A 20,422-nucleotide genomic window follows, 5' to 3' on the forward strand; every position below is an offset into this window, starting at 1 on the left:
ATTTCTTTTTAAATTCGTCGTTATAGTGAAAGTTTGGAATAAATAATAAAGTTTGAAAAGATACCTGCAAAAGGATTTTTTACGGCTTTAAGAAATTAACAAGGCTTGCAGGTTTGTGCCCGCAGGATATTGTTTCCCCCATGCTTCCTCATTTGAACTCCAGCCCTTATCTACATCAAATGTGACTATTCTGGAATCATTCATCAAATCAAAATCAACCAATATTCCCGGACTTTGTGAAATAAGCATTACCGTATTGTTTTGAGGATTGTTGTCACTAAACATTAAGAAAGCTTTATTATCAGGAGCAACCTCGATATTTTGCTTCCCGAATGTTTTAAACGTACAGCTGCCATAGTATTGACCGTCATTGGAACTATAGATACAAATTCCAGTGGCATACACTGTACCGGAATCATTTTGAATCAGTACTGTTGAGTTGTCATTATTGGTATCTACTGACATAGCTCCAAAATCCTGAATCAGCAATCGTTGTTTTAATTCTATTTTATAATTTGTCCCCCCTATACTGCTTCTTGAAGTTGATCTTGACATCAATCTATCAGTCTCCGGTTGTGGAATGTATATGGTTTGATTTTCTATAATCTCACTGGTAGATGCATAAGCACTAAGACGATATTCCCATTCGATCATTACCGATCTGAGGAAATTTTTGGTCACGCTCCAGCACAGAGGCCTGAACTGTGAAACATTTCTGGACCTTGAGGCCAGAAAACAGCATAAACTATAGTTTCCTTTATTTAATACCTCAACGGTTTCCTGAGAGAAGTTAATTATTAGTCTATTGGTCATCCTGTTTTTTTTAAATTAAAATTGAAACAAAAGAATTACTCCTCATCCAAATTCAGATGAAGAGTAATTCAAACAACACTACCCTATATTATTACTTGCTTCTTTCGCTTAGTTCTTTCTCTCTGCTACTGGTGTTTTCAATCAATAGCTTTTTCAAATCTGTATAAGCATTAAAGTTTTGCAACCAGGTACCTCCATCTGCTTCCCAGCCCTCATTTACTGTATAATCAACATCACGTGAGTCCGAATCGGTCAGATCAATAAAGGCACCGGCCGACATTGCTTTGGTGATTACAGTCGCCGTTTCTATCTTCTCTGTTGAAAAAATAAGCGCTATTTTAGTAATTGGCGTGATCACTCTGGCAGACCCTGCTCCTAAAATTGGAAATGCACACAAAATGTTTGATTTCCCATTTACTAACTGATTAATACCAATTGTAAAACGCTGTTTATCCTCGTTTAAAAAAGATACTGTTCCCGGATAACCGTTTTTACTCTTTGTGATATTACCGGAACCCTCTTCAATAGTTACCAATTGACCTAAATCGACTTTGATTGTATTACTCGCTTCAATTAGAACCTGAGGTGCTACCGTACTTGTTGAATTGTAAGCCTGAAAGTCTTCCTGCCAGGTAATTTTAGTTTTGGTCAGTAATTTTTCTGCCGGTAAATGAAACCATACGGTTGGAGAACCATCACCTGATGCTGATACTGATTTAAATCCGTATAAAGAATACCCCTCAGCTTTTAAAATTTTTACATCATCAGGACTAATATTAACTGTTGTTGTGAAAGTTGACATAATTTATTTGTTTGTTTGGCCCTACTCATGAGGCTTTTCGGGTAACGCCTTACATTATTTTCTGAATGCAAACAGTTCGTTTTTTAAAGTGGGATCTGCTCCACTCTTTTTGATACCCTATTTTTAAGAAGCAAACCAAATCATCCGCAAACGCAAACTTTACTTATTTTGTAAATGTTGCAGTGCTTCCCGCTTTAGCTGTACAAGTACGGCCTGTCATGTTGCTGCCATTATCTAAACCTACCATATAGTGGTCTCCTACTTTAATAAATTCTGCGGGGTCAATACCCGTAACTCTTAAATCTATAGCGTTAATAGCATCATTACTTCTGCCTGTAGCCACTGGTTTGTTTCCAAGCTCATTTTTAATTAATACATCAATCATAATTCTGGTTTTTAAATTAAACAATAAGAGTCGTGACTTTTATCATAATAGCCTTACGATGAAATTCAAAACATTTGTGGTCACTGCCCTTTTCAAGATTGTACTTTCTTCCTGAGTCAGTAAAACAACCTGTGTCCGTATCAATCAAGCTGTATTTTTCTTTTTTCTTTGAGATAAAAATCCCATTTACATTGTTGAGACGAATTACATTTTTGCCTTACTATTGATTTTCTCATTTTTGTGATCTGCAGTATCCCTCCATGAGTTTTTTAGATTCAGGTTGTACAATCCTTAATTCTAATAAGTCAAAATTATCTGTTTATTCCTGCTTTTATTTGTACAGAATAAGCTACTTTTTGTCAATTTGAATCATAACACTTTTCTTAATAAATTAACAAATGGAAATAAATGGTTATCTGTACTATACTTACTTGGTGGATAATTAAAATTCTGTTTGAAAACACGGGAAAAATGAGCGATATCAAAGAAGCCGGCAAGAGAGGCTGCCTCAGTAACTGATTTCTTCTGTACCACTAATACCTCAGCAGCAAATTGAAGTCGTATATCACGTAACAGCCGTATAGCCGGAAATCCAAATAATGATTTCACCTTGCGGTTAAGATTTGACGGACTCATAAAAAGTTTCGCTGACAGCATCTCCATACAGAATGCCTCGTTATCAAGATTATCGATAACGATGATCAGTAATTTCGCCAGCCATTTGTATTCTTCTTTTAACTGAATCAGCTTGTTAAAACACTCATTGCTTAAAGGAATTTTCCAATCCTCCTCTTTAAATCCTGTAATCAAACAGTTATCGCGATATGCTGAAGGAGAAAGTCCAAACTCTTGTTTGAATTTACGACTGAAAGTGGCCACACCACTAAAACCGCAATAAAGAGCCGTTTCTTCAATGGAGTATTTATTGGTTTCTAAAATATCTTTGGCCAACTGCATCCTATAACACAAAATGAGTTTCCCTGGCGAGAAACTCATTTGATTTTGCACTTTACGGTTAAGCTGTGCTCTACTGATCTTCAATTGATCTGCTAATTGGGAAACACCAAAAGAAGGGTCCGTTTTTTTTCTTGCATGATGGCATCAATCTGCCTTAAAAAATTTTCGTCCGATAAACTAACGCTTTTTTCAATCTCAAGTTCTTTCATAGTTTGTACGCTTTAAATAATACTTTATCATATTTAAATAAAGACAAGCCGAGAAAAAGAACTGTAAAACAGAAAAACATTTAAAAACCAACTAAAAAAATAGTGTCGAACTAATTTTCAAAAAGGGATGTTCCATACTGTTTGGGGGGCAGCATACTAAATCTATGGCTTTTATATCTTTATCTGTTCAAAACTAAACGAGCCATTCAATTTAACACCGGAAAATGTCACGAGATCTCTATATGATGGCACGAAAACAAATAAATCAGTCATAAGATTTTTCTTAATGCTGTAATTGTAAAAGTCTCTAAAACTTATATTTTTTTTTTGCGAACTGTTCGCTGGTCAGAAACTCAAACAGGAAGTTTATTGAAAAGAGCCGGATTACTTTAAGATTATTAGATGTATTTAAAACCGGGGTAGAAATGCTTCGGTTTTTATGATTCGATCTGACTACCAATACCAAAGATAAATTTACTTATCTTCAACATTCCTTTTACAAAATTAAAAGCCGGTAACTAAAATTTAGTTCCGGCTTTTGTTGAATTAATTTATTTTTCTTTTAAGCAAATCTTTCGTCTTTGTAGACAATGGTATTATATGAGTAAACACATGACTCAGACTATCTGGTTTTACACTATTTCCACCACTGTGACAAAAAAAGCAGGACGTAACTGATTTGTAATTTCCATCCGGAACAGAATTGGAGCTTGGAGACTGAAAGAAGGTTTCCATAGTACTATTTGCTAATCGCCCAGTTCCAATTGCATCTCCGTTATTTCCACCGTAAGGATATGAATTACCATTGGGCCCTGCACCACCAAAAGTCCAGGTTGCACCTATTAGCAAATAATTCTTTCTTATATCATTACCAACCAACATTTTACGTATACTGTTATTAATAGCAATAACTTCACTATTCGAATCTGCAGGAGTTCTATTCTCTTGATTAGGAACAGTATCAGAAGCAACTCCCCAAGCCATCACTCTTTTTATATTAGGCTTGTCTATCGTTGAGTCAGTAATTTCAATTGTATTGTTTTTAACGGTCATCTTCTGCGTATTTTTTGTTGTATCGTCGGCATTAACATTAAAGAGCCAGTCTTTTCCTCCATCCGCTTTTACTTGCTTGATTTTACCATTAACATCTCTATAAGAATACGCTTCGTTTGGTGCATTTTTTTGGTGTTCAAAAGTTGCCCAGATCATTTCAGGATGTCCTGCAACACTTCCTACGATGTGCATTCCAACCAACGCCAGTGTTGCTGTTGTGGTTTTATTTGTTAGCTTCCACAACTTAGGGTCTGATTTGTCGTATACAGGAATCTTAGCTTTGATTGTAACATAACTCTCCGGATTTGGTAAATCCTTTACTTCTACCCATGATGTTTTTAATTCTATTGCCAAAGCATCCGGATCCGGTGGAGCGGCAAAACCGCTGCTCTTTGCATAGGCAAGAATACTATCTCTAGCACTGGCTGTAGTAGGAAACTGATTTCCATTTAATTTCTTGTTTTGTACACCTGTCAGGAAATAAGCATAAACATCGTTTACCATTGTTATGTAATACACCAGTGATTTATTTACCGCAACTAACGCTCCGTTAGAACCAGCCTGTCCTTGTTCTGTATCAATTACATCTCCCTTTGCATCCAGAAACAAAGTTTTATTATCTTTAGTTGTAAACTCCTGTACAATGTTTTCACGATGGCCTTTAGTATCTATTATCGCTTTAGGCTTAGAAATAGCTTTCCCTTTTGTATCTATAAAAGAATGCACCCCATTGGCATTGGCAATAACCCCACCTACTATCACAGATTTATTTGACGCATCTTTAACCGCTTCATTTTTACTTTGAGGTTCTACTTCAAATGCTCTTCCTTTTTTATCAATTATAATTGGAAGTCTGTTTGGTCCTGTTTGGCTAATATTGCTCACAGCACTCAATAAAGTATTTGGTTTATGTGGTGTTAAAACACGTTTTTTGGTAACCGGATCTTCTGCAGAAACATTATAGAAAACGGGAGATTCTATTACAGTGCCACCACCTTTATAGTCACCGTCGGAAACTGGAGAAGTAATCCATAAAAACATTTGCTCAGACCATTTATAAAAATCGCAATTATTTCTATGTGGAAAATCAACACTGTTTGCAGGTTCAACAAGTCCATTTTCGGTAATTTTTTTTGTTTTAAACCAGGACTTGAATTCCTCTTCTGAAACACTGCATGAATCCTGTACATCTTGTGGCAGATATTCGTAATCGGAATCAACCTTTGCTAGTATATCATTTTTTTTGCACCCAAGGATTAAGATGGCAAAAACCGCGATAACCATAACTGTTGTTTTTATATTTATTTTTTTCATGATTTGGTGTCGTTAATGGGTGTTTCTTTTGTTTGTTTTTTTTGAATCGTCTGAAGTTTTTAATTATCAGAACCTCTTTTAACAAAAAACCGCCCGAAACAGGCGGTCATTAGATTTCAATGGAATAAGATTTTTTTCTTAATTCAGTATTCCTGTATTGAATTGTTTGGGGAGAATTTAGTTTCTATGCCAATTCCTTTTTCAAACTCTTTGCTGACTTTACAGGCACATTCTCGATGTGGTGATTCCAATAAGAGAATCCTCCTGTTCCGTTCCATGAACTATCGATTGCTAAGTGTGCCTCAAAATTGGCCAAAAAAGAACCAATTGCAGGAGGAGGAACAGATTGAACATATTGTCCGCTTAGGCTAACTACCTGAGTAATTTTACCGAATCCGGTTGCATATATTCTTCCTTTAACATGAACAACGATATGACTATCAGGACCTGGAATGGCCTGTGTAATCACTACTGTACCCGAAACAGAATGTTGTGACGGTACAACAACTAAACTAAATGATGCAATTGGAGCACCTGGTGTTCCTACATTCCCGATTGTGCCTTTTGCTAAATAGGCACCTGCTAATAAATCTGCCATAATCTTTTAATTTAAATTTTTCTTACTCGTGGGGCTTTTCAGATACCGCCTCGTTTTTTATAGTGGGTTCTGCTCCACTTTTTATCATTGGATCAAGTTTCTCCTTATTCAGATACCGGCTCGTTTTCCAGAGTGGGTTCTGTCCCACTTTCTATTACGGGTTCAAGTTTTTCTTTTTTTGGAGAACTAACACTTATCTGCACGTTTACCTGTCCTATATTATCTGTCAGACCTGCACCGTAAATACCTTTTAAATCGTCATTAATGCATAATTCTAATTTTCCAACTGATCCCGGTGGCGTGTTTGCTCCCAGTCCGATTAAGAAAACAGCATCTCCAATTTTACCTACCAATGCTCCCTCGTTTGCCCCTGGAAGCGCATAACCGGGTTTAGCACTAATAAAAGTTGGGTTTCCGGCCGAATTGTACAAATGACCGTTATTGATATTTGGATTCGCCGTCCATAGACCATCTTTGTATTTTATGGTAGCAACTCTACTAGGATTCAATCGAACACCTGTATCCAACCATGGATAAGAAGGATTAGGATTATCAGGAGTACTTGGATTCGGTTTTGCCTGAACGGTAAAATCAACTGGCGGAACCGCAAAATTGCAAGCCGGAATTGGCGTTGTAAATTCCTCATAATCAAAATAATCTGCCAAAGCAAGACTCGTTCCTAGACCTACACCTGACTGCGATTGCATAAAGGTTATTGGTCGGCTGCGTCTTCCGGTTCGATCGAAAGGGCTATACCAGGTCCATAAATAAGTAGAATCAGGATAATTATTTCCCGAAGGTGGAAAATGCACACCAACAACAGTGGCTGTATTACCCGGACAAAGCGCAGGATTTCTCACAATAGTGGCATGAATTTTTCCTTGTACCGCCGGAATCTGAACCCAGTTTGGCGGTTGCTGCGGGAATGGAAAATTTCCAAAACCAATCGCATTTGTGATTCTGTCTCCTAAATAATTAATTAAAAATCCTGCTCCACTATTAGGCGGAGGAGTCATTCCGGTAGGAGTTGGTCCGGTAAGAAGCGCTTGTTGCGCAGTAAATGGATTTGTGGGATTGTAGGTATATTTCATCAGTGTACTCTGACTTCTGTCTGATGAAACGCGATATTGCGAATTGTCCCTCCAATTGTATAAAACCCTCGTAGGAAGAGGATTGAATGCTTCATTGACCGGTGTCATGAAAACAGTCATCCCAAAATTAGTATTCCATGTAAATAGCTCATAGTTATCACGGTTTCCAAATGAAAAACCTTCTACAACCGGAAGTACCAAAGGTGAGTTTAAAGGATTGCTTGATAATTTCTCAAAAGTAGAGAAATAACTAAAGGAGAACATTTGAAATAAGGCCAGCTGATTAACATCTCCTAAACCCGGGCGTGCAACAGGTCCTTGTCCAAACATAAGACGCACCGGAAAATTGGTTTTATGGTCAAACCACATCCAGGTAGCAGGTGCAGGACTGCTGTTCCCTACCGGAATTTTCCACCAATCTACTTTTTGTGCTTTCATCCAGTTCAGATAACTGGTTCCGGAACATTTTGCTCTACTGCTTTCATTTCCAAACCAGTTTGTCGTTGGAATTCTCCAACCTACATTGATCGGTGTATAGCGGATTCCGTCGGTCGATACTTCTGTTTGAGTGGGCGTTACTCTGTACCACCATCTTCTGCCGGAAGCACCTACCAGCAAAGCGTTTAATCCAAGTCCTTCGGCATAATAAACCGTAGCGGTACAAATTTCAAAAAATGGGCTCTCTTTGTCGGCAGTAGTACTATTACTCTGCAAGGGGCTAAAAGGGTGAAGTACGCAAGTACATTTCCAAAATTGTGGAAGTCTGGGCTGAGGCCCTGTAAAAGGCTCCAAAACCGGATATCTTGAATCTGGTATCGGATCCACGCATGTTTTCGAGGAAGAGGCTAAGTCTTTCATGGTAGTTTGCTTTTGGGGTTACTAATTCGGATTGTTTGATATTATTTTGATTCTCAACGGATAATCTTATCTTTCTGATTTCCTTTAGAATAACTATACAAAACCAGCATTTTTAATTTTCCCGATTAAAATTACAATGCATAAGAAATCCTACATAAAAAAATGTCATGAGACTGGTTTTTTTATCCATAAAGCGAATAATCAATGGAATAGAATTCTTTTAAAAAGGGAATAAAAATTGCAAACCTGCACAAAACCACTATCTCCGATCCAGTAGCACGGGTGTTTTAGTCGTATTGGGATCTATGTACAGATCTGCCGCCATCACCAGCAAAACCTCAACATCCATAAAACCATCTTCGTAGTTCAATAGTTTTTTCAATGCTGCATCTTTTTCCTCAACGAAAGCTTCTTTTTTATCTTCAGAAACATTTTGTACAATTAACATCTTTACAACATCCTTAAAATTTTTATTTGTTGACAATTGAATCTGAAAAGCGGTTGCTTCATTTGTAAGCGACAGAAATTTATCTAAGTCGTAATGCTGTTCACAAACTATAAAAGATTTTGCCTCTCTGGATTTTAATTCCAAAAAAGATTTTCCATCCAGTTCCACCCATCGGCCTATATCTCCGATGGCATATCGAAAAACCGGAAATCTTTTACGGAATGTATTTGTAACCGCTATTGTACCGTATCCTTCCTCATCGGGATTTATGATTTCAACAATAATACCTTTAATAACGGAAAACAAGGATGGCGTTTTAGTACAATGTGACCAGGCCCAAATTCCGGTTTCGGCAGAGCCATACATGGAATACACTTCCTGAAAACCCAATACCTGCTGCAAAAACTTTTGTGTATTAGGTCGTAAAAACTCTCCTGCATAAAACAACTTCCCAATTTCTATTTGTCTGTTGTTCCTTTGTAAAAAATGAGCAAAGCAGATTAGTTTTGAAGGGGTTCCAAATATAAAATCAGGTTTGAAATAACGGGCTGCCTGTTCCATATCGGCATAACTGGCATGGGCACTTAATGCCAAAGTGGTTGCCTGACATTTTTCAAGAATATCATCCATAATAGCTGCCGTGCGATACATATCAGAATAACCAAAAATGTTCAGGGCAATTGTTTTAGGAGTAAAAAAATTATTTCGGGTGAGTTCGCCTGCCAATGCAAGACGCTGATTATGATTCTCCTGAATATCAACCGGAAAAACCAGTGGCTTTTGAGTGCTTCCGCCTGAGCGTACGAGATACACTCCTGTTTTTTCTTCCTCAAGTTTAAACTTTGTCTCTAAAATTGGCATTAACTCTTTTTTACTGAGTACAGGAGCTCCGGCAGCAAAATCATTTCCTTTGTAAAATTCAATATACAACGGATTTTGTTTGGCCAATTCAAAGTACTCCTGTAATTCAGAATGGTCTATTTTTGGAGGGATACAAACGGGATACATAAGGAGTCGTTTTAGGAGTTTCTTCTTTTTAAATAATAACTGTTCTTGACCAATAATGTGAAATGATTGAAAATAAACAGCCCTTTTTGCTGCCAGGAGGGCAATCGCTCCATGGCGTGTTCCAGCCATCGTTGCGAATACATTCCCATTAACTGCTGATCGTATCGATTGGAACTTTTTCGATACCGCTTTATGATGATCGGGATTTCAATTGCTTTCCAATCTGTGGGACTAATTCTGGACAAACTTCCTTCCACTTCCCGTACTTCGATGCAGGCTTTATTTAGTAATCCAACTCTGGAGCGTTGAGGTAATTTTTTTAGGACACGGTACCATAAATCAATGCCTTCGCTTATCGAAACATCCCTTTCATAAAAAATATCTTCAAGATGTTTTTTTCGGATCACAACATTACTCCCGAAACCCATAATAAAATCAGGAGAACTAATCGTATGCAATGGATCCGGAATTAAAAATAGTTCCTCTGAAAAGGGAATCATTTCTTTTTCAAATGATTTAATATTCGGTAAGTAATGATTTGAGGGGAGGAGCAGAATGCCAAGTATCAGCACATCCAGATTCTCCTCCTCCATCATAGAACTACTATCGTGTAAACAAGTTGGTAAATAACAATCGTCTGCATCCAGAAAACTGATCAAATCTCCGGTTGCTAGCTCAATTCCAATATTTCTGGCATTACTCGGACCTTTATTCTCTTCCAGCTCGATGATCTGAACATCTGTCTGCAAAAATTGAGGGGAAAAAAAAGAAAGCGCGTCTTTTAGGTATACCAAACTCAGGTCTGAACTACAATCATCGACAATAATAAGCTCTGACACCTTTTTTTCCTGAAAAGCCAGAGAACGAATGGTATCATAAATGTAAGCTTCCTTATTATAAAGAGGTATCACAACGGTATGCTTCATATTTTGACTACTGTGCTATTGGATAAATCAAAGCTCTTCCCTGATGCACATTCACAACAGATTCATCTGATCCCCGAAACATACCGGATCCATAATTTTTATCGTCTTTACACAACAGCATTCCCACTAAATAAATCTGACGATTGTTTTCAGCATCGTCAAACTCTTTTTGATCTACAAAATGCTGAATCAGATAGCTGTTCCAGTTTTCTCTCACTATAGTATTCCAGTTTTCATCAGTGCAATCGCTTTTCACGTAGGCTCCAATTCCCCTTCCACCGCTGTTTAGTTTTAAAATCAGATTTTGCTTTGTATTTGTAAATTCATCACATTCAACAGGATCGGTAATAACAAAGCTTGGAATAAGGTACTCTTTCAAAAAATTGTACTCTTCCTTACTCAGGTAGTCCTGCATAATCCCGGCATCATACATAACAGCCAAAACTCTTTTGTCATGAATAAGGATTAAAGTTCGGATGTCATTGAAATAGCAATTCTCTTCAATTAACTTGTCTAATACATCGGGACTAATTTTTTTTATTTCTTCCCGATCCATTTCGAGTATAAATTGTGAAACCGGTACTCCGTTGGCTTCTATTGAATCCTTTACAATCGCGAGTTCCTGAGGTTTTGCAGAAATTAATTCAATATTTAATTTTGCCAACTCTCTTTGTGCATTAAAAATATCGCTGCCTTTTTCATCATCATGAATAAGAGCTACTTTTTTATGGGGAGCAAACTGCTGAGACAGATCGTCGATAAGATTTTTTAAATCTGTACCTCCTGCAGCTATTTGATCTTTATATTCATTGGTTTGATTGTTGATCAGGTGTAAATAATAACTGATCATCCATCCATTTAACGGATAACGTGCTCCTATTTCACAAATTTTTGCCTGATCATTACTATCATATAAAAAATCAGGGCGATAAAAACCCTGATTATAGCTTTGGCTATTACACTTTTTTAATAAAGCTTCAAGGTCATTCTCCAGTTGATAATAGTTCCGGATTCTGTTGTCTTCAAAATAATTCAAAACAATTGCTGTACAAGCTTTGTTTAAAACAGCGCACAGGCGATCCATCGGTTTGTTATACTCCGGAGACAGGACGACAGACGAATTAGCAAAAGCATCTCTGCCTAATATGTTGATATTCTGAAAATATTCAAAAAACAACTGATTCCATTTTTCCTGTTGATCAGCTTGGTTTTGCTGTAGTTTAATTTTTGACATATAAGATTGAAGTTTATTTTTTTGCAATAGATTATTAGATACGCCGATTTAAAAACTCAATTCTTCCACTTCCAAAAGATCCACCATCACGGCCGATTTTTTTGCTAAATAGTCGTTGACAATTGCTTCCAGATCATACGATTCAAGATCGATATTCATTGCCTTGGCGTAGTGAAAAATTGAACTAACAGCAAAAAAGAAGTGATTTTTCTCTGTTGGTCCACAGTGAACACTTATCCATGCTAATGTTTTATCGCACTCTTCTTCTGTGTAACCGTAAACATTAATCAACCAGGACTGGAATTTTGGCAAGATCAGTTCTACTTCTCCATGCGTATAAATTTCATGTATCAAAGTTGTCAGTAAAGCAATCATGATGTCTTTATTCCGTAATGAGTTCTGATCTTTCCATGTTTTAAAATCACAGGCACTTTGATTCAGATAACGTCGGGAAAGCCAGTCATCATCCGTACAGATTGTAGTGGCCATAGTATAAAACAGCTGCGAATGCAAAATTCTGCCCACCACTGCCAGATCTTCATCAACGATACGGTTTAAACTGGTGATCGATTGCAATAGTGCTTTTTCATCTGCAATAGGTTGATTTTTATGAACCAGCATGGTCATACGATTGCTGATTCCGGATACTGTCATTGCACTGTTATTCGTTTGGCTCCAGCTATGAAAGAAACGCTGTAAACGTTCTTTATCCTGAACTTTAGAGGTCAGCTGATTGAAACTTTTCTCAATTTTTGAAAATGCTTCCTCCTGATTTGGAAGGAATTTTAATAATTGGTCTTTTAAATGTGATTCTTCCATTCCTTCAAGAACCGGAAGAATAATTGAACTTAAACTTGCCATAACTGTTTTGATTTTAGGTTAATTAATGATTTTGATTTCTATGGTATGTTGGTGGTTTTTAATGAACCGATTAAGAGCGGTAGTATTTAATTTTCCGAAGCACATCAATATCTTTAAAGTGATATTGCTCTAACCAGTCGGCTTCATCGAAAAAGATGCAGCTGGACTCGGCAATGACAATAATGTTTTTATGGAGAGAGATGCGATAGAGTTTATCTAACAATTCAGCATATTGAAAATCGTAAAGAGGATTGTACAGATAAAAAACATTTCCATCTGAGATATCTGTTTTTAAAATATCCCCTGAAATTGCTGTAACATTCGTTAGCCCTTCTTTTTTGATTAAAGCAACACAAACTTTATTTCGCTCTTCAAGAATTTCGATTCCTTTAAACTGAACATCCGGATGTTTTACGGCGCCGTATAAAATGATATTTCCGTAACCGGAACCCAGATCATAAAATACCGTTTGTGGAGCCATTGGAAGCGGGTCAAAAAGAGCCTCTAAGAAACTGGAAGATCCGTATCGGTAAGAATTTAGTCCGTACTTAATCGTAATTTCCGACAGACTTAAACCCTCTTCAATATGATGCGAATACTGATCAATTTCTGATTGAATACTTCTTAATTGCTCCATACTATTTCATCATTAAGAATTCCAGTTTTTCCAGTGAGCGTTTTGCTTTTTCCATTTTAGCGGCATATTCATCATTTACCTCTTTCACGTTGCTGTTACAAAAACTGCAAACCTCTTCTTCTTCATAGACATAATTATCACAGCCATTGCATAACTTTAAGGCTTTAGGTATTCTCGGAACTCTTGCTGTCACATCAACAATAGGAACAGGAGTTTCACTATAAGGTGACTGTATTTCTACAATTACGCCATTTTCATCTTCCACGATAATTTCAAAAAGTCCCATATCGAAAGAGTCACCTGGTGCTTCCTGTATTTTTCTTATTCGTTCCTTAAGCCCTTTCTTTTTTAATTCTAAAGCACGATGATGGCAAAAAGGATTATTCCCTCTCTTACCAAACAATACATGACTTGTCCAGGTACAGCCCGCCAGACAGGAAGATTCATAATAACAGCCTTTACAACCGCCCCATAATTCTTCTTTATTTCTATATCTGGAAAAAACCATCTCTTCACTGTATTTCCAAATATCCTCCAGTGCCATATCTTTTACATTTCCTCCTGTATAGGCACTTGTTGGTAAGGAAGGACAGCCTTTAATTTTACCATCTGCTTCAATCCCTATTCCGGTATGCCCTGCTGAACATCCTGTGTAATATTTTTCATTGCCCTGTCTCCAAATGTGTTCATACGGTCCAAAATAACCTATGTTATTTCCTGCCTGTATTAGGATATTATGAGCTAAGGCTTTTCTGTAAATCACAATAAGCTCATCGTAAAAATCAATTAATTCATAAGGCTGAACGATCAGCTCATCTGCATTGTCTACGGCATTCCCCATAGCAACGGCAAGTTGTATCTGCCAGTTTTTTACGTTATTTTCAATCAAAACATCCAAAAGCTCATTCATCTCATTTTTACTTCTTTTTGTAATTACTGTATTTACGCTGGAAGTTATATGGTGCTTTTTAAGGAGTTCCAGGCAATTAACGGCATGTTCAAAAGAATCTCTTCTTCCTCTTATTTTATTATGGGTATCCGGCATTCCATCGATGGAAACCCCTATATTGTTTATTCCTGCTTTTTTTGCAGCAATGATTCTTTCTTCGTTTAAATTATAGGCACCGGACTGCATAGAGCATTCGATCCCGCTTTGATGTATTCTTTCGATAATCTCAATCCAGTCTTTTCTTAAAAAAGCTTCCCCACCAATAATCGAAATTTCTCTGGTACCAAGACGTTTAAGACTATCAATAACCCCAAAACATTGTTCTGTAGTTAATTCGCCCGGTCTTACTTTTCCGGCTCTCGATCCGCAATGCGAGCATTTCAAATTACAAGCCAGCGTAATTTCCCATACGACATGTACGGGAGTAGCCGTTGCATAATCATCCCTTACTCTGTATCTTGTTGAAGTCTTACTAGTATCCATCTTATATCAATTTTACTTATATTTTAGTTCAATGCTTTCTGGTATAATGCCGATGTAATATGAAAATAGCGCAATGCAATTGGACTATATTGAATACACAATCGGTATTAGTTTTGTTTATGGTTTGACAATTATTTAAAAGACGGTTTAAAAAGTAAAACTTGATAAACCGTCTTTTTTAGATTACCTTTTCTTTTTCAAGGCATCAATAGCATCAAGCAATTCTACTAATGCTACATGCAAATCTTTTTGTTCTCTTATGGTTTTCTTAGCTTGTTCCGCTACCGCAACCATTTTTTCTAAATCATTCGAGGCAATCGCCTCTCTGATTCCTACTCCGTAAAGTACTGTTGCCATACTATTTTGTTTTTTGGATTATTCCTACTCTTTAGGTTTTTCAGATACCCCCTTGTTTTTCTGTACAAGTCAGCTTATTTCTTGTTCTTTAGAGAATCTATTGCGTCCAATAAGTCTAATAAAGCTACAGTCAGATCTCCATGATCTCTAATTGTTTGCTTTGCTTGCTTGGCAACAGCTTCCATCTTGGCCAGGTCATTAGAGGCAAGTGCTTCTCTAACTGCGACACCATAAGGCATGATTATTCCCATAGTTGTTGTTTTTTAGTTATTATTTGTTTTGTTTGAGGATTTATCCTTTTTCAGGAAAAAATTTCTACCGGAGAAACTTTCTGATTCCTTAATTACTATAACCAAACTGATGTAGGAAAAGTGCCGGTTCGTTTGGACTCAAACAAGTCAAATTACCTAAAGTCACTGTTCTGCCTTCGTTATTTTTTCCGGTGATAATAATATTCTTCGCTCCAGCCGTTAATTTGCCTAAACGATTTCCGGTATTTACTTCGCTTCCCATTTCATGAGGTGTTCCTGTTCTGGTAGCGATAACATTTCCGGTTCCATTTTCGATTAACACTCTCTGTCCTATTGCCGGTGCCGGAAATAACTGAGAAACTGTAATGTCAGTAAGTTCTCCCAGTGTGATATAAGGAGGTAAAGTTTCAGCATTAATAGTTTCGGATTCAGGTTTACCAAGCGTAATAGTTCTTCCAAACTCAGGTTGTGTTCCCGCATCTGTACAATACATCCACGGAGTAGTAAAAGGAGTCCCATCTTCAGTCTCTCCGCTTGCTATATATCTTTGGTGTACACCCAATTTTGGTTTTTCAGACAGGGTGTTCAAATCCAGGTTATAAAACACTGATTTAATAAGTGTTCCCACCGCATAGGTACCAGTAGCTCCTTCAACTACAGGAAGAATAACGGGTCCAACTCCTCCTCCATGCCATTCTACATAAGGATACACATTTACATTTTTAACTTTTACAGGTATTGGTTGCATAATAATAGTTTTTGTCCTACTCATGAGGCTTTTCAGATCCGCCTTCGCTTTTAACTGTGCGAAACAGTCCGTTTTTTTAAGTGGGTTCTGCTCCACTTTTTTCAATCTCAACTAATTAATAATTAACTAGTTAATTAGATAATTTTCTTTCATTAAATTTCTATATCAAAGCTATTTTAGATATGAAGATCTAATCGAAAAAATGTTATAAAATGAGAATTATCTGTCACAAGAGACAAAAAACAAGACATAAGATAATTCTTAGAAAAACCTCATCAAACAAACTTTCATTTATTTTTGAAAGTTTAAAAACTTTTACTTACATTTGTTTCATGGAATTCAAAGAAGCAAAAAATAAGTTCGTACAAACCTGGGGAGCATTAGGTTCTCAGTGGGGTATTAATAAAACCATGGCGCAGATTCATGCGCTGTTAATGGTTTCGCACGAAGCTGTTTCTATGGAAGACATCATGGAGGAATTACAAATTTCACGCGGAAACGCCAGCATGAACCTGAGAGCTTTAATGGATTGGGGAATTGTGTACAAAGAGTTCAAAGCCGGAGAAAGAAGGGAATTCTTTACTGCTGAAAAAGATCTTGACGAACTGGCCGTAAAAATTGCCAGAGAAAGAAGCAAAAGAGAAATTAAACCTGCTCTTAAAATATTAAAAGAAGTTTCTACAATTGGAGCAAATGATACTGCTGAAGAAAAACACTTTGTCGATCAGACTTCTAAATTGTATGATTTTGTTTTAAAGGCAGATAATATGATGGATAAAATGACCGAATTTAATGAAAATTGGCTGGGACGTCTTGTCCTTAAAATCATGAAATAAAAAAATTTAATCATAACTTTCATTTTTTTCTGAAAGTTTAAAACAACTCAAGCAACTATGAAAACCGCATATTTAAAATACATCAATACATTTGCCATTGCCCTTCCTTTACTAATTGCATTAACCTATCCGTTTTTTGATATAGGTGTTCTCTTATACGCTATATTAGCTATTGCTGCTACCGGCTTTATTCAATTTTGCTTAGCGGTAGTAATGTTTATAGAAAATCCAAGGGATACAAGTATACATATATACATGGCGGGTGTGCTGATCTTCTTCCTACTATGGTTACGCAATCACATTGTTGGTTATGATAACTTTTTAACTGTTATCTTAGTCCCTGCTCCTTTTCTGCTTTCATTTTATCTCTCTTTTTTAGTTTATATAAAACGATAATTATAATTCTCAGGAATTTAAAAAACAAAGCTTTATATTTCATATTTTTCTGAAAGTTTAAAACAAATAATAACTATGAAAAACCTAAACTATTTAAATTACTTTTTTGTTGGATTACCATTAATCTTCTATTCGCTATCGCTAATAATCGAGGAGTTTATATTTTTAGGAATGCTTTCAACAATTCTAACCGGAATATTTCAGGTTACTATCGGAATACAAATGATACGGGATGAACCTCAGGATAAGAATCTTAAAATTTATATAGGAAGCGTTGTGCTGTTTTTTTTCTCACTCTTCCTCTTTTACAAACTGGAATTACATGATTTTTTCAGTTTTACCCTATTTGGCATACCTCCTTTTATCGCAATTTATCTCTCTGTAATAATCTTTAAAAAAGCACACCAATGAATTTCTTAAAAGCAGAATGGAAAAACTTAGCACTTTTTAATTATGAAATTGATGCTAAACTTTTAGAAAAATATACTCCCAGCGGTACCGAAATAGATATTTGGGACAACAAATGTTATGTGAGTTTGGTAGGATTCTTATTTAAAGACACCAAAGTTCTGGGATTAAAGATTCCTTTTCATACTGACTTTGAAGAAATTAATTTAAGATTTTATGTCAAAAGATTTGAAAATGGCGAATGGAGGCGAGGTGTTGTTTTCTTAAAAGAAATTGTTCCAAAAAAATCCATCACTTGGGTTGCAAACACTTTGTATCAGGAACATTATGAAACTAAGAAAATGAGACATAAAATTCTGGAAGATGATAACAATAACACTTTTATCTATCAATGGAAAAATAACCAAAAATGGAATACAATTAAAGTCGACACTAAAAAGAAGACAACAGAAATAGAACTCAATTCTGAAGCTGAATTTATCACTGAACATTATTTCGGCTATACCAAGATTGATGAACATAAGACTTTTGAATATGAAGTCACACATCCGAGATGGAAACAATACAAAGTTTCCAATTATAAAATTGACATCGATTTTGGAGAAACTTACGGACAAGACTTTGAATTTCTTCAAACTCAAAACCCAACTTCGGTTTTTCTGGCTAAAGGCTCAAAAATTACCGTCAAGAACAAAAGAGAAATTGAGTTGATCTCTGTCGAAGAATCTTATACCTAAAATGTTTCATTTTAAAACCAAAAAACTATGAAAACGCTCGAAAACCAAACCCTACTTTACGATGAAGATTGTCCCTTATGCAGTTTGTATACTACTGGCTTTGTAAAAAGCGGCATGTTAGATCAAAACGGAAGAAAATCATACTGTCAATTATCTGAAGAAGAACAAAATTTTGTTGATTTAAAACGCGCTCCAAACGAAATCGCTTTGATTAATAACCAAACAAAAACAGTAACTTATGGAATTGACAGCTTAATTAAAGTTGTCGGTTTTTCTTTTCCGCTTATTGAAAAAATTGCAACTCTAAAACCGATTCACTTTATCCTCAAAAAAATGTATTCTTTTGTTTCCTACAATCGAAAAGTCATTATCCCGGGAAATGTCGTCGAAGAGAACAAATTACAATGTACTCCGGATTTTAATTATAAATATCGCTTTCTGTTTATCGGATTTGCCTTAACGGTAACAAGCACTATTCTTTTTGGTTATGCTAATCTTATTCCGGGTTTACCGAAAACCAGTATTTCAAGAGAAATCATGATTGCATTGGGTCAAATTGTTTTCCAAAGTTTGTTTTTATTCCAATTTGACAGACAAACCATTATGAATTATGCCGGAAATCTAATGACCGTTTCTTTAATGGGTTCCTTAATTTTAAGCCCTGTCCTGCTTCTGAGTAAATTTACACCGCTTTCAGAATTTATTATTTTAGGCTGGTTCGGAGTCACCGTTTTGATTATGTTTTTGGAACATCGCAGAAGAATCAAAATTTTGAAACTTCCTGTTTACTTATCTTACACCTGGATTCTCTATCGAATTATTGCTTTATTCTTCATTTTAAACTGATTTAAAAAATCGTCACAGATTGCACGGATTACCATTCGGGCAATTCGTACCAAAAAAATACAATAATGAACAAGCTCATCATCGCAGCCGGAACAGGATTTCTGGGACAGGTTTTACTACATCATTTCAAAGACAAATTTGAAGAAATTGTTATTCTGACTCGGGGGAAATCACAAATCATTGATGGAATAAAATATGTAAACTGGAATGCCAAAACTTTTTCAGGCTGGGAAAGCGAACTGGAAAATGCTACGGTACTAATTAATCTGGCAGGAAAATCGGTGGATTGCCGCTATACTAAAAAAAATAAACAAGAGATATTATTATCCCGAATTGAAAGCACAAAAATTTTAAACAAAGCCGTTTTAAATTGTAAAAACCCGCCAAAACATTGGCTCAATTCGTCAACTTCTACCATTTACCGTTTTTCTTTAGACAAACAAATGGACGAAGTCGAGGGTGAGATCGGAAATGACTTCTCTATAAATGTGGCTCTCTCGTGGGAAAAAGCTTTTTTTAAAACAGAAACTCCAAATACCCTGAAAACGGCATTACGAACATCGATCGTTTTGGGAAAAAACGGCGGTGCTCTGCTTCCGCTAAAAACTTTGGCTAAAATAGGTTTTGGAGGAAAACAAGGAAAAGGAAATCAATGGATCAGCTGGATTCACGAAGATGATTTTGCACGTGCAATCGAGTTTATAATTAAAAAAGAGATGACCGGAAAAGTAAATATCGTTTCGCCAAACCCTATTTCGAATACTGACTTTATGCAAAAACTTCGAAAAACAGTTGGTGTACCTTTTGGAATTCCACTTCCTAAATTCTTTTTAGAAATCGGGTCTTTTATCATTCGGACAGAAACGGAACTGGTTTTAAAAAGTCGAAATGTGATTCCGAAACGACTTTTAGAAAAAGGTTTTGCGTTTAAGTTTGAAAATATTGATCCGGCTTTTCAGAATCTCTTATCCTAAAAGAATCGAAGTACTGTACTGAAACCCAAAAAACTATGAAAATCACTTTGTGCTAAGTCTCGTATAGTCCCTGCGGGACAGTTATGCGGGGCGAAGTTTATCAATATGTAATCTCTCCGGGATTAATTGCCCCTTGTATTTAATTTTAATTAATCGTCACACTTCAATCCGTGAAACTACTCCTTTCGAAGCAATACAATGCTAATATATCTTATCTCGAAAAAATATCCCGTAAGGGCTTAC

At 36.2% G+C, this 20,422-nt stretch carries 21 protein-coding genes; 5 read left to right on the plus strand and 16 right to left on the minus strand.

What is annotated here, in order from left to right:
• Positions 1 to 87: 87 nt before the first annotated feature.
• From LNQ34_RS05585 to LNQ34_RS05660, 16 genes are all read right to left on the minus strand, one after another.
• Positions 88 to 813 (minus strand): hypothetical protein, encoded by a 726-nt coding sequence (locus LNQ34_RS05585; RefSeq protein ID WP_229998920.1) that lies wholly within the window; start codon positions 811 to 813, stop codon positions 88 to 90.
• A 91-nt stretch (positions 814 to 904) separates the two neighbouring features.
• The gene (locus LNQ34_RS05590) at positions 905 to 1,615 is read right to left on the minus strand and encodes a hypothetical protein (RefSeq protein ID WP_202703315.1); all 711 of its coding nucleotides are present in this window, start codon (positions 1,613 to 1,615) and stop codon (positions 905 to 907) included.
• Positions 1,616 to 1,778: 163 nt separating this feature from the next.
• Complete coding sequence (locus LNQ34_RS05595; protein ID WP_229998921.1) at positions 1,779 to 2,000, minus strand: hypothetical protein; 222 nt, start codon at positions 1,998 to 2,000, stop codon at positions 1,779 to 1,781.
• A gap of 369 nt (positions 2,001 to 2,369) precedes the next feature.
• Positions 2,370 to 3,041, minus strand: a complete 672-nt coding sequence (locus tag LNQ34_RS05600; RefSeq protein ID WP_229998922.1) for a helix-turn-helix transcriptional regulator — start codon at positions 3,039 to 3,041, stop codon at positions 2,370 to 2,372.
• Between the two features lie 671 nt (positions 3,042 to 3,712).
• Entirely contained in the window at positions 3,713 to 5,533 is a 1,821-nt protein-coding gene (locus LNQ34_RS05605; protein WP_229998923.1) for a hypothetical protein, read from the minus strand.
• Between the two features lie 184 nt (positions 5,534 to 5,717).
• Positions 5,718 to 6,131 carry a DUF1842 domain-containing protein gene (locus LNQ34_RS05610; RefSeq protein WP_202703318.1) on the minus strand — a complete coding sequence of 138 codons (414 nt, stop codon included), beginning with the start codon at positions 6,129 to 6,131 and terminating at the stop codon, positions 5,718 to 5,720.
• A 104-nt stretch (positions 6,132 to 6,235) separates the two neighbouring features.
• Positions 6,236 to 8,080, minus strand: a complete 1,845-nt coding sequence (locus tag LNQ34_RS05615; protein ID WP_229998924.1) for a hypothetical protein — start codon at positions 8,078 to 8,080, stop codon at positions 6,236 to 6,238.
• A gap of 259 nt (positions 8,081 to 8,339) precedes the next feature.
• Positions 8,340 to 9,536, minus strand: a complete 1,197-nt coding sequence (locus tag LNQ34_RS05620) for a phenylacetate--CoA ligase family protein (protein WP_229998925.1) — start codon at positions 9,534 to 9,536, stop codon at positions 8,340 to 8,342.
• 11 nt (positions 9,537 to 9,547) lie between these two features.
• Positions 9,548 to 10,462, minus strand: a complete 915-nt coding sequence (locus LNQ34_RS05625) for a glycosyltransferase family 2 protein (protein ID WP_229998926.1) — start codon at positions 10,460 to 10,462, stop codon at positions 9,548 to 9,550.
• Positions 10,463 to 10,469: 7 nt separating this feature from the next.
• Positions 10,470 to 11,696 carry a hypothetical protein gene (locus tag LNQ34_RS05630; RefSeq protein WP_229998927.1) on the minus strand — a complete coding sequence of 409 codons (1,227 nt, stop codon included), beginning with the start codon at positions 11,694 to 11,696 and terminating at the stop codon, positions 10,470 to 10,472.
• Between the two features lie 48 nt (positions 11,697 to 11,744).
• Positions 11,745 to 12,557: a hypothetical protein gene (locus LNQ34_RS05635; RefSeq protein ID WP_202703323.1), complete on the minus strand. Its 813-nt coding sequence runs from the start codon at positions 12,555 to 12,557 to the stop codon at positions 11,745 to 11,747.
• Between the two features lie 70 nt (positions 12,558 to 12,627).
• Positions 12,628 to 13,194 carry a tRNA (guanine-N(7)-)-methyltransferase gene (locus LNQ34_RS05640; RefSeq protein WP_229998928.1) on the minus strand — a complete coding sequence of 189 codons (567 nt, stop codon included), beginning with the start codon at positions 13,192 to 13,194 and terminating at the stop codon, positions 12,628 to 12,630.
• A 1-nt stretch (position 13,195) separates the two neighbouring features.
• A complete protein-coding gene (locus LNQ34_RS05645) occupies positions 13,196 to 14,626 on the minus strand; it encodes a radical SAM/SPASM domain-containing protein (RefSeq protein ID WP_202703325.1) in 1,431 nt (476 codons plus the stop codon).
• Positions 14,627 to 14,809: 183 nt separating this feature from the next.
• The gene (locus tag LNQ34_RS05650) at positions 14,810 to 14,983 is read right to left on the minus strand and encodes a DUF1843 domain-containing protein (RefSeq protein WP_017495080.1); all 174 of its coding nucleotides are present in this window, start codon (positions 14,981 to 14,983) and stop codon (positions 14,810 to 14,812) included.
• Between the two features lie 74 nt (positions 14,984 to 15,057).
• A complete protein-coding gene (locus LNQ34_RS05655) occupies positions 15,058 to 15,234 on the minus strand; it encodes a DUF1843 domain-containing protein (RefSeq protein WP_017495081.1) in 177 nt (58 codons plus the stop codon).
• An 88-nt stretch (positions 15,235 to 15,322) separates the two neighbouring features.
• Positions 15,323 to 15,982, minus strand: coding sequence for a hypothetical protein (locus tag LNQ34_RS05660; protein ID WP_202703327.1), 660 nt, complete (start codon positions 15,980 to 15,982; stop codon positions 15,323 to 15,325).
• 332 nt (positions 15,983 to 16,314) lie between these two features.
• On the opposite strand from LNQ34_RS05660, the gene LNQ34_RS05665 reads away from it, so the two are divergent.
• From LNQ34_RS05665 to LNQ34_RS05685, 5 genes are all read left to right on the plus strand, one after another.
• Positions 16,315 to 16,818, plus strand: a complete 504-nt coding sequence (locus tag LNQ34_RS05665; RefSeq protein WP_202703388.1) for a GbsR/MarR family transcriptional regulator — start codon at positions 16,315 to 16,317, stop codon at positions 16,816 to 16,818.
• A gap of 57 nt (positions 16,819 to 16,875) precedes the next feature.
• Complete coding sequence (locus LNQ34_RS05670; protein WP_202703389.1) at positions 16,876 to 17,214, plus strand: hypothetical protein; 339 nt, start codon at positions 16,876 to 16,878, stop codon at positions 17,212 to 17,214.
• Positions 17,215 to 17,621: 407 nt separating this feature from the next.
• Positions 17,622 to 18,359 (plus strand): YqjF family protein, encoded by a 738-nt coding sequence (locus LNQ34_RS05675; protein ID WP_202703390.1) that lies wholly within the window; start codon positions 17,622 to 17,624, stop codon positions 18,357 to 18,359.
• Between the two features lie 27 nt (positions 18,360 to 18,386).
• Entirely contained in the window at positions 18,387 to 19,205 is an 819-nt protein-coding gene (locus tag LNQ34_RS05680; protein WP_229998929.1) for a thiol-disulfide oxidoreductase DCC family protein, read from the plus strand.
• 65 nt (positions 19,206 to 19,270) lie between these two features.
• Positions 19,271 to 20,179: a TIGR01777 family oxidoreductase gene (locus LNQ34_RS05685; RefSeq protein ID WP_229998930.1), complete on the plus strand. Its 909-nt coding sequence runs from the start codon at positions 19,271 to 19,273 to the stop codon at positions 20,177 to 20,179.
• The last annotated feature ends 243 nt before the right edge of the window (positions 20,180 to 20,422 follow it).

The organism is Flavobacterium lipolyticum, assembly GCF_020905335.1.
GTDB lineage: Bacteria > Bacteroidota > Bacteroidia > Flavobacteriales > Flavobacteriaceae > Flavobacterium > Flavobacterium lipolyticum.